Here is a 13,701-nt window from a genome sequence, read left to right as displayed (position 1 = left end):
CAGCGCGGAACCGACCGGTCAGTGACCGTTCGAGTCGCCGCCGTGCTCGCGCGCCTGCTCCTCGGCGAGCGCGGTGAGCATCCGATGCTCGTCGGCGTGCTCGTTCGCGAAGTAGGCGTCGGACTCGGCCTTGGGGTCGGGGCGCAGGAAGCTGCCCAGACCCGGCTTGCCCGCCGAACCCAGCTTGTTCATCTTCTTGGGCACCGAGGCGCCCTGGTACTCCAGCGGGATCGCGTGGCCGTGGTCGTCGACCGGGCCCAGCGGCTGGTGCACCTCGATGTACTCACCGTGCGGCAGTCGCTTGATCACACCGGTCTCGATGCCGTGCTCGAGCACCGCCCGGTCACTGCGCTGCAGACCGATGCAGAACCGGTAGGTCACGAAGTACGCGATCGGCGGCAGCAGCAGCACGCCGATACGACCGATCCAGGTGGTCGCGTTCAGCGAGATGTCGAACTTCAGCGCGATGATGTCGTTGACACACGAGAGCGTGAGCACCACGTAGAACGCGATGGCCATGGCACCGATGGCGGTACGCACCGGCACGTCGCGCGGACGCTGCAGCAGGTTGTGGTGCGCGGAGGTGTCGCCGGTGAGCCGCTTCTCGATCCACGGGTAGGCGATCAGCAGCGTGAACACCAGACCCATGACCAGCGCGACCCAGAACACCGCCGGAACCGTGTATCGACCCAGGTAGAGCTCCCATGGCGGCATCAGACGCGCCATGCCGTCGGTCCACATCATGTAGAAGTCGGGCTGGGAACCCGCCGAGACCTGCGACGGGTTGTACGGACCCAGGTTCCAGATCGGGTTGATCTGCAGGACACCACCCATGATGCCGACGATGCCGAGGGTGAAGGCGAAGAACGCGCCCTGGTCCGCGGCGAACACCGGCACGATGCGCGCGCCGACGACGTTGGTCTCGGTCCGGCCGGGGCCGGGGAACTGGGTGTGCTTCTGGTACCAGACCAGCGCGACGTGCGCGCCGATCAGCGCCAGGATGATACCCGGCAGCAGCAGCACGTGCGCGATGTAGAGGCGCGGGATGATGATCTCGCCCGGGAAGTCGCCACCGAACATCAGCCAGTGGATCCAGGTACCGGCCACCGGGACACCGATCACGATGCCGGAGAACGCGGCGCGCAGACCGGTACCGGAGAGCAGGTCGTCGGGCAGCGAGTACCCGAAGAAGCCCTCGAACATCGCCAGGATGAGCAGCAGCGAGCCGATCACCCAGTTCGCCTCACGCGGCTTGCGGAACGCGCCGGTGAAGAAGATGCGGAACAGGTGGATGATGATCGACGCCGCGAACAGCAGCGCCGCCCAGTGGTGGATCTGGCGGACGAACAGACCGCCGCGCACCTCGAAGGAGATGTTCAGCGCGGTCTCGTACGCCCGCGACATGCCGACACCGCGCAGCGGCTGGTAGGCACCGTCGTAGGTGACGTGCGCCATCGACGGGTCGAAGTACAGCGTCAGGTAGATACCCGACAGCAGCAGGATGATGAACGCGTACAGCGCGATCTCGCCCAGCAGGAACGACCAGTGGGTCGGGAAGACCTTGTTGATCGACCGCTTGACGAACGCGGCGGCACGATACCGCTCGTCCATCTCGTTGGCTTGGTTCGCCACCAGAGTGCTCATGAACGACGCTCCCAGAAGGCCGGGCCGAGCGGCTCGATGAAGTCGCCGTTCGCGACCAGGAAGCCCTCGGCGTTGACGGTGATCGGCAGCTGAGGCAGCGCGCGAGCGGCGGGACCGAAGACCGGCTTACCCCACTCGGTCGCCGAGAACTGCGACTGGTGGCACGGGCACAGGATCCGGTTGGTCTGCTGCTCGAACAGCGAGGTGGGGCAACCGAGGTGGGTGCAGATCTTCGAGTAGGCGAAGTAGTCGCCGAAGTTGAAGCTCTCCTGGCCCTTGCGCTTGATCGCCTTCTCCGCGTCCGCGGTGCGCAGACGGATCAGCATGACCGCGTTGCGGATGCCACGCAGCGACTGCAGCGTCTCGTGCTCGTCGCCGCGCCACTTCTCCTTCCACGGGAACACCGTTTCCATGGCGCCCGCGTCCAGGTCCTCCGGACGCACCAGCACGACGTCCTGCGGACGGCCGGTGTCGCGGCGGATGTAGATGGTCTCGCCCGGGTAGTCCGGGGTCCAGCCCGAGACCCACAGCGGCGACTTGTCGCGCTTGGCCCACGGGTTCTTCACCATGCCACCGACGAACACCAGCAGCGCGCCGATACCGAGCACGCCGACACCGGCGCCCGCGGTACCGAGCATCATCTTGCGGCGGCCCAGGGTGGAGGAGTCCAGCGCGTCCTGCAGCTCGGCGGCCAGGGTGCGGCGCTCGACCTCGTCGGACGGGCCGTCGTGACGCTGCTGGATGGAGATCTCGGCGGGGATGAACCGCTTGCGGATCAGCACCACCGCGATACCGATGACCAGCACCGAGATACCGAAGGTCAGACCGACCAGCGGGGTGAACAGCGCGTAGGCCTGGTGGCCGTCCTGCCGGTTGCCCTTCCACTCCCAGGGCCAGAACAGGAAGACACCGATCAGCGCGGCCGCGGCGAGGCCGGAGATGGCGAACCAGAACGTGACCGCGCGCTCGGCGCGCTTCTCGGCCCTGGTGCCCGCCACGGGCCACCGCTCGTTGCGGTACACGACCTCGACGTCGTCACGCCCGGTACCGAGCTCGACGAGCTCGTCACGCGACATCGCGTCCAGTTCGTCCTCGGTCGGTTCCCGACCCATGTCGTTGTGCTCCTGTCCACTCATGAGCTGCATCCAATCGGCCATGCCCCGGCGCCCTGCGTGGTTACGCGAGCTACCGCCTCCGGGCGCTGACGGGTCATGACCTGGATCCGATCCACATCGCGGCGCCGACCACGGCGGTGATGCCGATGACCCAGATGGCGAGGCCCTCGGTCGCCGGACCGAAACCGCCGAGGTCCCAGCCGCCGGGGGACTTCTCCTCGGCCGCGTTCTTGACGTAGGCGACGATGTCGCGCTTCTCCTCCGACGACAGCTGACGGTCGGAGAACTTCGGCATGTTCTGCGGGCCGGTGAGCATCGCGGTGTAGAGCTGCGCCTCGTTGGCGGGCTCGAGCGGCGGGGCGAACTTGCCGCTGGAGAGCGCGCCACCACGGGCGGTGAAGTTGTGGCAGGAGGCGCAGTTCATGCGGAACAGCTCCGAACCACGGGCGATGTCGGCGCCGCGCAGCGACTCCTGGGCGATCTCGCCGTTGGCGTCGCGGACCACCGAGGGACCACCGCCGTTGGCGGCGACGTACGCGCCGAGCGCGTCGGTCTGATGCGCGTCGAACTTCGGCGGCTTGCGCACGGCCTGGGCGCCGTTGGCGGCCATCGGCATGCGGCCGGTGGAGACCTGGAAGTACACCGCGGCCTCGCCGACACCGATCAGGCTGGGACCACGGTCGGCGACACCCTGCAGGTTCGCGCCGTGGCAGGTGATGCAGGAGGTGTCGTAGAGCTGCTTGCCCTCGCGGATCAGCGCGGAGGTGTCCTCGTGCGCGGTGGCGACCTGGGGCTCGGGGGTGAGCGCGGTGGCCAGGAAGCCGGCTCCGACGAGGCCGACCATCAGCGCGAGAGCACCCGCGATACGACGGCGGGCGCGACGCTGCTTACGCGTCTTGGCAGCCTGACCGGTGCCGGGGCCAGCGGGCTCTGGGGCCGACGGGGGAGATGAACTCATCTGTGTCCCTTTGGAGTAGACGGAACCGACTTGTGCAAATGCTGTGCGCCCGCGCGCTAGCGGACGAAGTAGATCGTGGCGAACAGCCCGATCCACACGATGTCGACGAAGTGCCAGTAGTAGGACACCACGATGGCGGCGGTGGCCTGGGCGGGCGTGAACTTGCTCAGCGAGGTGCGGATGAGCAGGAACACGAACGCGATCAGACCGCCGATCACGTGCAGACCGTGGAAGCCGGTGGTGATGTAGAAAACCGAGCCGTAAGAGCTGCCGGCGATCGAGGTTCCCTCGTGCACCAGGTGGTAGTACTCGTAGCCCTGGCCGAAGACGAAGAACGCGCCCATCAGCAGAGTGATCACGTACCAGCGGCGCAGGCCGAACACGTCGCCCTTCTCCGCGGCGAACACACCCATCTGGCACGTGAACGACGAAGCGACCAGCACGGCCGTCACCGGGACGGCGAGCTTCATGTTCAGCTCGGTCGGCTCCGGGGGCCAGTTGCCGTGCGCCTGCGCGCGCGCAACGAAGTACATGGCGAAGAGGCCGGCGAAGAACATCAGCTCGCTCGACAGCCAGATGATGGTTCCGACGCTGACCATGTTGGGCCGGTTCAGCGAATGCACACGCTGAGTAATGGCCGATCCTGGGGTGCCTACTGCGGTCGTCACGGGGTAAGTATGACTCTTCGTAGTACGACAGCTGTACCCGGGTACGAAAGTTTGTCGCGGGAATCGGAAAACCCACGTACAGAGGGGGTCCGGAACCACCGTCGGCGTGTTGGCGGCTACCACGTGACGACCCATTGTGACAGCGTTGGATGTGGATAACCTGAGACGAGGAGGCGGCATGGTCGTGGTGCGGATGTGGCGGCGATTGTTCGGTGGACAGACCGAGTCGCTGGACCCGGCGCGAGACGATCTGGTGGTGGTCGCGTCGAGCTTCGACGACGCCGAGTCGGCCTCCAGCGCCCTGGACCGGGCCACCGACCTCGATCGGGAGGCCGAGGCGGTGCTGCGTCATCACCTGCGCCTGCCCGCCGAACAGGTCGAGGCGGCCGCCGAGATCGCCGGATACGACGGTTACCAGCGGGTCGAGAGCGACCGCCCGGCCACCGACGACCTCGTCCCGGTCGTGTTGCGGCGGGTACAGCTGCTCGATCCGCTGAGCTGTTCGCAGGAACGCTCGCGGATGGCGGGGCTGGCCCAGCGTCACGACGGGGTCGCCGACGGCTGGGACGCGCTGCAGCCACCGCGTCCCGCACCGTAAACTCGCCCACGGCGCAAATGCCCTTGCGCCAGCCCGGTGCGCCCGATCAGAGTTGCGTGCTGTGTCGTCGAACGGAGATGCGGAGCTGATGAGCGTGCGCAGCTGGCCCCAGGTACTCGGAACCCTCGCCGACGGCGGCGACCTGGCCGCGGACGACACCACCTGGGTGATCGACGAGATCTTCACCGACAACGCCACCGCCGCCCAGATCGCGGCCTTCGGCGTCGCCATGAAGATCAAGGGCCCCACCCCCGCCGAACTGGGCGGCCTGGTGGCGGGCATGCTCGGGCACGCGCGCCTGGTGCCCGTGGACGGCGACGCGGTCGACATCGTCGGCACCGGCGGCGATCGGTCCGGGTCGGTCAACATCTCCACCATGTCCTCGGTGGTGGTGGCCGCCAGTGGCGTGCCGGTGGTCAAGCACGGCAACCGCGCGGCCTCGTCCAAGGCGGGTGGCGCCGATGTGCTCGAGGCGCTGGGCGTGAAGCTGTCGCTGGGTCCCGACTCGGTGGCGCGCTCGGTGCGTGAGGCCGGGATCGGTTTCTGCTTCGCGCCGCTGTTCCACTCCGGGCTGCGGTTCGCCGGTCCGGCGCGCAAGGAGATCGGCATCCCGACCGTGTTCAACGTGCTGGGCCCGCTCACCAACCCGGCCCAGCCGCGCGCGGGGCTGATCGGCTGCGCGTTCGCCGACCTGGCGCCGGTCATCGCGGGCGTCTTCGCCGAGCGTGGCGCGAGCGCGCTGGTGGTGCGGGGGCGCGACGGGCTCGACGAGATCACCACCTCCGACCGCACCGATGTGTGGATCGTCAGCGGTGGACGCATCCGCCAGACCGTGCTGGACCCGACCACCCTGGGTATCCCCCGCGTGGAACTGGACGCGCTGCGCGGGGGCGACGCCCAGGACAACGCGAAGATCGCGCGCGAGGTGTTCGCCGGGGCGCCCGGTGCCGTGCGTGACGCGGTGCTGCTGAACTCGGCCGCGGCGATCGTGGCCTATGACCTCTCGCGCGGAGTGGGCGATGTCGACGCGGATCTGGACGCCGCGCTGGCCGGGGGCATCGAGCGCGCCGCCGCCGCGGTGGACAGCGGCGCGGCGGCGAAGCTGCTGCAGACCTGGGCCGAGCTGACCCAGTCCCTCGACGAGTCCTGAGCGCCCGAAAGCCCTACTCCCCCAGCGAGAATCCGGCTTCCACGTCGGCGCTGGAGTAGGACTTGAAGGCGATGTGGGTGGTGGTGCGGACCACGCCGGGCACCTTGTCGATGCCGCCGGTGACCACTTCGGCGATGCGTTCGTGGTCGCGCACCCGCACGATCGCGATCAGGTCGACGTCGCCCGCGCAGGAGTACACCTCGGCGACTCCGGCGGTGTCGGCGAGCGCCTGCGCGGTTTCGGGGATGCGAGAGTTCTCGGCCTGGATCAGCACGATCGCGGTAATCATGGGATCAGCCTAGAACTTCGGGCCGCTCGGTGGCCGCTTTGAACCGGCGCATCAGCTCGTAGCTCTTCACGCCCGGCGCCGTTTCCACCGAGCTGGACACATCCACGCCGTAGGGCCGGTGCCGGGCGATGGTGTCGGCGACATTGTCCGCGTCGAGCCCTCCGGCCAGCACGACCTTGCCCGGCAGCGCGCGCACCCAGTCGGGGAATTCCTCGAAGACGCCCGAGCCCGCGCTGGCGTCGTAGAAGAAGTATTCGCTGGTCTGACCCGGTTCCGGCGGTGTCGACGAGCAGAAGGCCAGGTTCGGCAGGTCGGCCCACCGGTACAGCTGCACCACGTCGAAGGCGTCGGCCACCTCGGTGACCTCCTCGGGCTCGAGCGCGACGGCGAAGGTGGTGATCCGCCCGCGCGCGTACCCGGCCAGCGCCCTGGCCTCCTCCGGCGTGCGATACCGCTTGCTCTTGGTCGTGACCATGACACCGATCGCGGAGTACCCGAGCTCCACGGCCCAGTCGATCTGCTCCTCGGTGGTCAGCCCACACACCTTCACGAACATCCGCCGTCGATCCTTCCGCCGTGGCGCCACGGGCTCGCGGCGTCTCGTCCATGATCCCGGATTCGCGCCAGGACGCCTCCGGCAGGCTCCGGGCGCACTGGAGAAGGCTCAGCGTTCCGCCAAATACTCCTCGGCCTCGGTACGCGCGGTGGCCGCCGTTCTGGCCCGCGCCGCCCAGGCGGCCCAGCGCGCGGCACCGTGCAGGGGTTCGTGGTAGCCCTCGCTGACGCGCACGATGCGGGCACCGGGGGTGGCGAGCGTGCGCGCGATGACGCCCACTTCCTCGGGCGAGGCACCCCGCAGCGGCGGCATGTCGTCCTCGACAGGGTGTGTGTCGGGCCTACCGGCGGTGTGGTCGGGTGCCGCGTCACCCAGATCGGGGACGACGGTTTCGGCGGCGGCGAGGATCTGGTCGACAACGGCCATCGGCGGGGTGCCTCGGCGTGCGGTGCCCGCGGCGGCCAGGCGGCCGTGGCGGATGACGGAGAATTCCCAGCCGCCCGCGCCGTCGGGGAGGGCGACGATCAGTTCGGCGAGGCGGGCCAGGGCCGCGAGGCGTTGGGTGCGGTGCAGCTTGGTGACGACGAGGGCGGTGCGGTCGCGCAGGCGGGCGGCGGCTTCGAAATGCTCTGCGGTGGAACAGGTGTCGATGCGGGCGAGCATGGCGCGCAGCAGCGCGTCGGAGCGGCCGGTGAACAGGTCGCGGACCGAGTCGACGGCGGGGCGATAGCCGGGGGCGTCCAGGTCGCCGTCGGCGCGCGCTGCCGGACAGCCACCCACGGCGGCGGGAGGGCAGGTGTGGCGCGCGCCGCGAGCGAGTCGGGTGAGGCAGGTGCGCAGTCCGGCGAACTCGGCGATGGTGGCGCCCACGTCGAGCGCGTCGGCGCGGGAGGTGAAGGGGCCCAAGGCGGTTCGGGTCGGTGTGCGCACGGTGGTGAAGCGCGGGAACGGTTCGTCGGTCAGGGTGAGCCACCAGCCTCGGCGCGGAAACTTCGAGCGACGATTGTAGGGCGGGGCGTGCGCGGCGAGCAGGCGTAGTTCGCGGACGCCCGCCTCCAGGCCGTGCGCGCACACCACGTGGTCGACCCGATTCGCCAGCGCCACCATCTCTTTCATGCGGCCGCGCGTCTCCGAACCGGTGAAGTAGGTGCGCACGCGGCGGCGCAGATTCACCGCCGTCCCTATATAGAGGACTTCGTCGGACGGTCCACGGAACAGATAGACCCCGGGGGCGGCGGGCAGGTCGGCGGCGAAGGTGCGCTTGGCGCGCTGGGTGCCGGTGACGCCGGGCAGGTAGTCGAGCAGTTCGGTGAGGCTGTGCACGCCCTGGTTGCCGACGCGGGCGATGAGCGCGTGCAGCACGTCGACGGTGGCGCGGGCGTCGTCGAGCGCGCGGTGGGTGGGCGTGGTCGCGGCACCGAGCACCTGTGCCAGCACACCGAGCCGGGCCGAGGGCGCCTCGTCCTTGGTGAGCACGCGGCGGGCCAGCTTCACCGTGCACAGCACCTGCGGGTTCGGCCACTCGATGTCCTGGCGCGCCGCGGCGGCCTTCAGGAAGGCGGTGTCGAAGCGGGCGTTGTGGGCCACCAGCACCGCGCCCGCGGCGAATTCGAGAAATCCCGGCAGCACCGCCTCGATCCGCGGCGCCTCGTACACCATGGCCGTGGTGATCCCGGTGATCTGCACGATCGCGGGCGGAATCGCGAATCCCGGATTCACCAGGGTCGCGAACTCCCCCAGCACCTCTCCCCCGTGCACCTTCACCGCCCCGATCTCGGTGATCGAATCCCCCTCCGGGCTGGTCCCGGTGGTCTCCAGGTCGACCACGACGAAAGTCGTGTCGTAGAGCGGGGTCTCCAGTTCGTCGAAGGCCAGCTGACGGGTGGCAGCCGGAAGTACGGGCTCGGGCACGCTCGGCAGCGTAGGACGACGGTCCGACAACTTCGGCCCGCCCGAGGCCCGGGTCGGCTCAGCGCGCGGTCGGTGGTGGTCGCCGCAATGTCGGGAAACCGCTGGGCAATCCGGGCGGCGGCCTGTCCCGGTGCCAGGTCAGCGGTGGCGCGAAGGTGGGCAGGACACCGGGGTAGCGCAGGTCGATGTGGTCCGACGTGCGCGTGTAGCGGCGGTCCGAGGGCGCGTCGGTGGCCTGCGGCTTCGACAGCGCGCCCGCCGCGATCAGGATCAGCACCGCCACGAACGCGGCCACGCCCCAGACACCCCGGTGCGACCGCGGCGGGTCGAGATATTCCGCGCGCCAGTCGGGCCGATCGGCGGTCGCCGCGTCGGAGGAGGACGCGATCCGCGCCAGCATCTCGCGCACCGCCGGGCCGAAGGCGGGTTCGAGTTCGGCGCAGCGGCGCAGCCGTGCGCGCGCCGGTTCCCAGTGTGCCCGCGCCGCCTCGTGACAGCCGAGGTAGTACAGCGCCTCGGCGTGCATCGGGTCCAGCCGCAGGGCCTCGGTGAAGGCCGCGCGGGCCGCGTCGCCGCGCGGGGAGAGCGCGTCGGTGTCCGCGCACAGCGCCCGGCCCCGCACCACGTGCAGATCCGGATCGGTGGGATCGAGTTCGAGGGCGGTGTCGATCGCGCCCAGCGCGGCGGCGCGGTCGTAGTGCGTCAGCGCCTGGGCGCGCAGCCGATGACACTCCGGCGACCAGGGATCCAGCTCGACGCAGCGGTCGGCGGCAGCGAGCGCGGCCTCGTGGTGCTCGAGCCGGATGTCGGCGAAACCGGGATCGCACGCGCGCCACAGCGCCTGCTCGGAGAGCACGATCAGCTTCCAGGCGAACAGATTGTCCGGCTGCAGACGCAGGGCGGTGCGCGCCGACGCGCCCGCCTCGTCGGCCCGGTCCGCACGCAGCAGGGCATAGGACACATACGCGTGGGCGGTGCTGTCGTCCGGCTCGGCGCCCAACCGCGCGGCGAGTTCGGCCAGCGCGGCCTCGTAGCGACCGAGTCGGATCAGGACTTCGGCGCGGGCGATCCGGTCCGGCCCGGCCGCCGCCTCCGTGGGGCTCAGCGCCGCTTCCTGCTCTGCAGGTAGCGGGCGAGGTCGTCATAGCTGCCGTCGCCGTTGGCGAACTCCACCACATTGCGGGCGGATTCGAACCAGGCGCCGGTGCTGGGACGTACCTGGGCCAGGGTCGCGTCGAGGTCGGCCATGCCGATCGGGCGGACCTGGCCGGTGCGGACCGAGTCGGCCATGGCCGCCTGGGTGGCCGCGGTGCACACGTGGGCGAGGTCGGCGCCCGACAGGCCCTCGGTGCGCGCGGCCAGCGCCGCGAGGTCGATGCCCGCCACCGGGCGCTCGCGCAGGTGGTAGCGCAGGATCGCCTGGCGCGCGGCGGCGTCGGGCAGGCCGACGAAGATCATCCGGTCGAAGCGGCCCGGCCTGCGCAGGGCGACGTCGACGTCCCACGGGTGGTTGGTGGCGCCGAGGACGAAGACGCCCTCGTTGCCCCGGGTGGCCGAATCCAGTTCGGTGAGCAGCTGGTTGACCACGGTGCGCATGGTCGAGGACGCCTGCATCTGGCTGCGCTTGTGGCCCAGGGCGTCGATCTCGTCGAGGAACAGCACGCACGGGGCGTTGCGACGGGCCATCTCGAAGATGCTGTGCACATTGCGCTCGCTGGCGCCGGTGTAGATGTCGAGGATGTCGGTGATCTCGATCGGATAGAAGTTGGCGCCGAGTTCACCGGCCACCGCCGAGGCGAGGAAGGTCTTGCCGCAGCCGGGCGGGCCGTAGAGCAGCAGGCCGCCGCGCGCGGAGGTGCCGAAGGCGGCGGCGAGTTCCGGGTTGCGCAGCGGGCCGAACAGGGTGAGGTCGAGTTGCCGCTTCACCTCGGTCATGCCGCCGACGTCGGCCAGGCGTAGCGCGGGGCGTTCGACGGTGGCGGCGTCCTCGTCGGTGACGAACTCGGCGGGCGCGTCGTCGACGAAGGCGGGGGCGATGATGTCGCCGACCTGATCCTCGGCGGCGGCCCAGTCGAAACCGGTCGCCGGAGCCGACGGCACGGAGACCACCGGTGTGGTCGGCGTGCCCGACAGCGCCGTGGTGCAGCGGGTCATCAGGGCCAGGACCTGCGCGTTCCCCGGCTCGGCGGCCAGCGCGATACCGCAGTGCGCCAAGCCGTCCGCGTAGCGTCCCCGCTCGAGGAGCAGCTCGATGACGCACACGCGCACCGCGAGCACCCCCGGACTGCGGTCGAGCATGGTGAGCATGTCGGTGAGTACCTGGTCGTCAGCCACCGTTTCCCCCTTCGAACTGCGATCTTCCGGTCGTACCCTAACCGCCGCAACGTTTTTCCCGCCAGCGCGAACGCGTCCACCCGATCTCGCGCGACCAGGCACGATGCCGGAACCGGCGGACCGCGATCCGGCATTTCGCGGTGAGGGTTTCGTTCCGATGCGAACAAAATGACCGCGCACATCGACGAATGCGACCGGGCTCACAGTTTGCCGATAATCACATCACCGAGGCCGGAACAATCGGATAAGCGGGGTTACCACTCCCGGCACGCTGACCGGCCCGGCACGCCCGAGGTGTTGACGCACCGCCAATCAGGTGTCATGTCCGTCATCGATCACCGGCGACCTGGCACTTCCGCCTCCGAGGGCCCTCGATCGGCCGCCAACGAGGGGCTTCGACGCGCCGGGTAGCAGTCGGGAAACTCGCGCGAAACGACCCGGCGTTATCTTTTCGTGATCGGTGTGACGCAGCTCGCAGGCATTCCGCGCCCATTCGGCCGGAAACCCGATGCGGACGGTTGTCCGACTTTACAAACCACCGTGATGTCTTCGTAACCTTTTCGAGACCTCACGGAGTCCGCCGCATCGGAAACGACCGCAGCGCGATGAAGCCCGCCGAGTCATACGGACCCGGCGTCGTGGGGCAGATTGGAAGTACCCGCATCATGGCGACCAACACCGTCAAGCGTCAGGCGCAGCGTGCCGTTGCCGCCGGAGCCGTCGGCGCTGCCACCATCGGCGCGTTCCTCCTGCCGGCCGCTCCCGCGTCGGCGACGCCCGTCACCGTGCCCGGCATCGGCACCTTCGAGGTGCCCAACGAGATCCCGCTGCCGCAGGGTATCCCCGGCATCGAGACCCCGGGCGCGCCGCAGACCTTCACCGCGCCGCGCGCCACCGCCGCCGACATCGCCCTCGACGCGGCGATGAGCAAGATCGGCTCCCCCTACGTCTACGGCGCCGCGGGCCCGAACGCCTTCGACTGCTCGGGTCTGGTCCAGTGGTCCTACGCGCAGGCCGGTGTCGACGTGCCGCGCACCAGCGACGCCCAGCTCGGCGCGGGCATCCCGGTCTCCTTCGACGACCTGCAGCCCGGCGACCTGGTGTCGTTCTACGGCGGCGGCCACTCGGGCCTGTACGCGGGTGACGGCAATGTCGTGCACGCCTCCACCTCGGGCACCCCGGTGCAGCTGGCGCCGATCTCCTCGATGCCGTTCGCGGGCGCGCGCCGCTTCTGATCGGTGGAACACGGTGCGCTGTTCGCGGGGAAGGGCGCACCGTGACTCCTCCGTGCCCTACTGGACACGGGCACACGCCGTTCCGTAACCTGATCGAGACCTTCGTGGCAGACGCGGCGATCGAGCTCGGGTAAAGCGCGGCAGCGAGACATATCGACAGAACGGGGCACGGGGCACAGTGACGGCACACCACCGCGATTCACGCCTGGCGCGTGGTTTCGCCGCAGTCCTGTCCGGCGCGATCGTGGTGTGCGCCGCCTACACCGCGGGCCCCTCGGTCGCCGATCCGGTGGCCATGCCCGCCACCGCCACCGACGCGATCGCCCGGATGATCGAGCTGTCGCGGCAGGCGGAGCAACTCAATCAGGCCGCGCTCAACGCCCAGACCGATCTGGACGCCAAGCTCGCGGTCCAGCAGGGGGCCGACGCCCAACTGGGCGCCGCCACCGCCGTCGCCGACGCGGCCCGCGCGGAAGTGCGCAAGTTCCAGCCGATGATCGATCGCACCGCGATCGCCACCTACACCGGCGCGCGCACCGACCGCATGTTCGCGGTGCTGTCGAGCAATTCGCCCCAGCAGCTGCTGGACAAGATGTCGACGCTGGACGTGATCGCCCAGCAGACCGCCGACCAGGTCCGCGAATTCAAGAAGGCCGCCGATTCGGCGACCGCCGCCGAGACCGTCGCCCGCACCGCCGCCGACGCCGCGCACACCGCCACCCAGGCCGCCGAGGCCGTGCGCGCCGATGTCGACCGCAAACTCCGCGAGCTGAGCACCGCCACCACCGAGGTCGTGCAGGCCTGGGGCGCGCTGTCGGCCCACGACAAGTCCACCCTGGCCGGTTCGCCGTTCCCGCCCGGTTTCGACCGCGACTCGCTGCTGGCGGGTCTGGTCCCGGGCAGCGGCACCAGCGCGCTGGCCGCCGCGCTCACCCGGATCGGCGATCCCTATGTCTGGGGCGCCACCGGCCCCGACCAGTTCGACTGCTCCGGGCTCGTGCAGTGGGCGTTCAAGCAGGTCGGCAAGGATGTGCCGCGCACAAGTTCCCAGCAGGCGAACTTCGGCACCCCGGTCTCGCGCGACGATCTGCAGCCCGGCGACGTGGTGCTGTTCTATCCCGACATCTCCCACGTCGGGATCTACGCGGGCAACGGAATGATGGTGCACGCCTCCACCTTCGGTGTGCCCGTCGCCGTGGCCCCGATCGACACCACCCCGTACCACTCGGCCCGGCGATACTGA

At 69.9% G+C, this 13,701-nt stretch carries 13 protein-coding genes; 4 read left to right on the top strand and 9 right to left on the bottom strand.

The annotated features are described in order from the left end of the window. Positions 1 to 18 precede the first annotated feature (18 nt). From qcrB to ctaE, 4 genes are all read right to left on the bottom strand, one after another. Positions 19 to 1,644: a cytochrome bc1 complex cytochrome b subunit gene (gene qcrB, locus QC180_RS26395; RefSeq protein WP_278265526.1), complete on the bottom strand. Its 1,626-nt coding sequence runs from the start codon at positions 1,642 to 1,644 to the stop codon at positions 19 to 21. Further along, complete coding sequence (qcrA, locus tag QC180_RS26390) at positions 1,641 to 2,780, bottom strand: cytochrome bc1 complex Rieske iron-sulfur subunit (protein ID WP_278265525.1); 1,140 nt, start codon at positions 2,778 to 2,780, stop codon at positions 1,641 to 1,643. Before qcrA ends, qcrB begins: the two co-directional genes overlap by 4 nt. A gap of 73 nt (positions 2,781 to 2,853) precedes the next feature. Further along, positions 2,854 to 3,717: a cytochrome bc1 complex diheme cytochrome c subunit gene (gene qcrC, locus QC180_RS26385; protein WP_278265524.1), complete on the bottom strand. Its 864-nt coding sequence runs from the start codon at positions 3,715 to 3,717 to the stop codon at positions 2,854 to 2,856. A gap of 56 nt (positions 3,718 to 3,773) precedes the next feature. Beyond that, positions 3,774 to 4,385 (bottom strand): aa3-type cytochrome oxidase subunit III, encoded by a 612-nt coding sequence (ctaE, locus tag QC180_RS26380; protein ID WP_278265523.1) that lies wholly within the window; start codon positions 4,383 to 4,385, stop codon positions 3,774 to 3,776. A 178-nt stretch (positions 4,386 to 4,563) separates the two neighbouring features. On the opposite strand from ctaE, the gene QC180_RS26375 reads away from it, so the two are divergent. Together QC180_RS26375 and trpD are read left to right on the top strand one after the other, a co-directional pair. Beyond that, positions 4,564 to 4,983 (top strand): hypothetical protein, encoded by a 420-nt coding sequence (locus QC180_RS26375; protein ID WP_278265522.1) that lies wholly within the window; start codon positions 4,564 to 4,566, stop codon positions 4,981 to 4,983. An 88-nt stretch (positions 4,984 to 5,071) separates the two neighbouring features. Further along, positions 5,072 to 6,133: an anthranilate phosphoribosyltransferase gene (gene trpD, locus QC180_RS26370; RefSeq protein ID WP_278265521.1), complete on the top strand. Its 1,062-nt coding sequence runs from the start codon at positions 5,072 to 5,074 to the stop codon at positions 6,131 to 6,133. Positions 6,134 to 6,146: 13 nt separating this feature from the next. On the opposite strand, the gene QC180_RS26365 is transcribed toward trpD, so the two are convergent. The 5 genes from QC180_RS26365 to QC180_RS26345 all read right to left on the bottom strand — a co-directional run bounded on the left by QC180_RS26365 (position 6,147) and on the right by QC180_RS26345 (position 11,223). Continuing rightward, the gene (locus QC180_RS26365) at positions 6,147 to 6,422 is read right to left on the bottom strand and encodes an Lrp/AsnC family transcriptional regulator (RefSeq protein WP_278265520.1); all 276 of its coding nucleotides are present in this window, start codon (positions 6,420 to 6,422) and stop codon (positions 6,147 to 6,149) included. 4 nt (positions 6,423 to 6,426) lie between these two features. Continuing rightward, positions 6,427 to 6,978 carry a phosphoribosylanthranilate isomerase gene (gene trpF, locus QC180_RS26360; RefSeq protein WP_278265519.1) on the bottom strand — a complete coding sequence of 184 codons (552 nt, stop codon included), beginning with the start codon at positions 6,976 to 6,978 and terminating at the stop codon, positions 6,427 to 6,429. 108 nt (positions 6,979 to 7,086) lie between these two features. Continuing rightward, complete coding sequence (locus QC180_RS26355) at positions 7,087 to 8,889, bottom strand: DEDD exonuclease domain-containing protein (RefSeq protein WP_278265518.1); 1,803 nt, start codon at positions 8,887 to 8,889, stop codon at positions 7,087 to 7,089. A gap of 58 nt (positions 8,890 to 8,947) precedes the next feature. After that, on the bottom strand, positions 8,948 to 9,958 hold the full coding sequence (locus tag QC180_RS26350) for a tetratricopeptide repeat protein (protein WP_278265612.1): 1,011 nt from the start codon (positions 9,956 to 9,958) through the stop codon (positions 8,948 to 8,950). 32 nt (positions 9,959 to 9,990) lie between these two features. Next, entirely contained in the window at positions 9,991 to 11,223 is a 1,233-nt protein-coding gene (locus tag QC180_RS26345; protein ID WP_278265517.1) for an ATP-binding protein, read from the bottom strand. A gap of 665 nt (positions 11,224 to 11,888) precedes the next feature. Between QC180_RS26345 and QC180_RS26340 the strand changes: the two genes are divergently transcribed. Both QC180_RS26340 and QC180_RS26335 read left to right on the top strand, forming a co-directional pair. After that, positions 11,889 to 12,458, top strand: coding sequence for a C40 family peptidase (locus QC180_RS26340; protein WP_278265516.1), 570 nt, complete (start codon positions 11,889 to 11,891; stop codon positions 12,456 to 12,458). Positions 12,459 to 12,636: 178 nt separating this feature from the next. Beyond that, entirely contained in the window at positions 12,637 to 13,701 is a 1,065-nt protein-coding gene (locus QC180_RS26335; RefSeq protein ID WP_278265515.1) for an NlpC/P60 family protein, read from the top strand.

This window comes from Nocardia anocheti (assembly GCF_029675105.1).
In the GTDB taxonomy this organism is placed as follows: Bacteria; Actinomycetota; Actinomycetes; order Mycobacteriales; family Mycobacteriaceae; genus Nocardia.
This window is presented reverse-complemented; position numbering and strand designations above follow the sequence as displayed.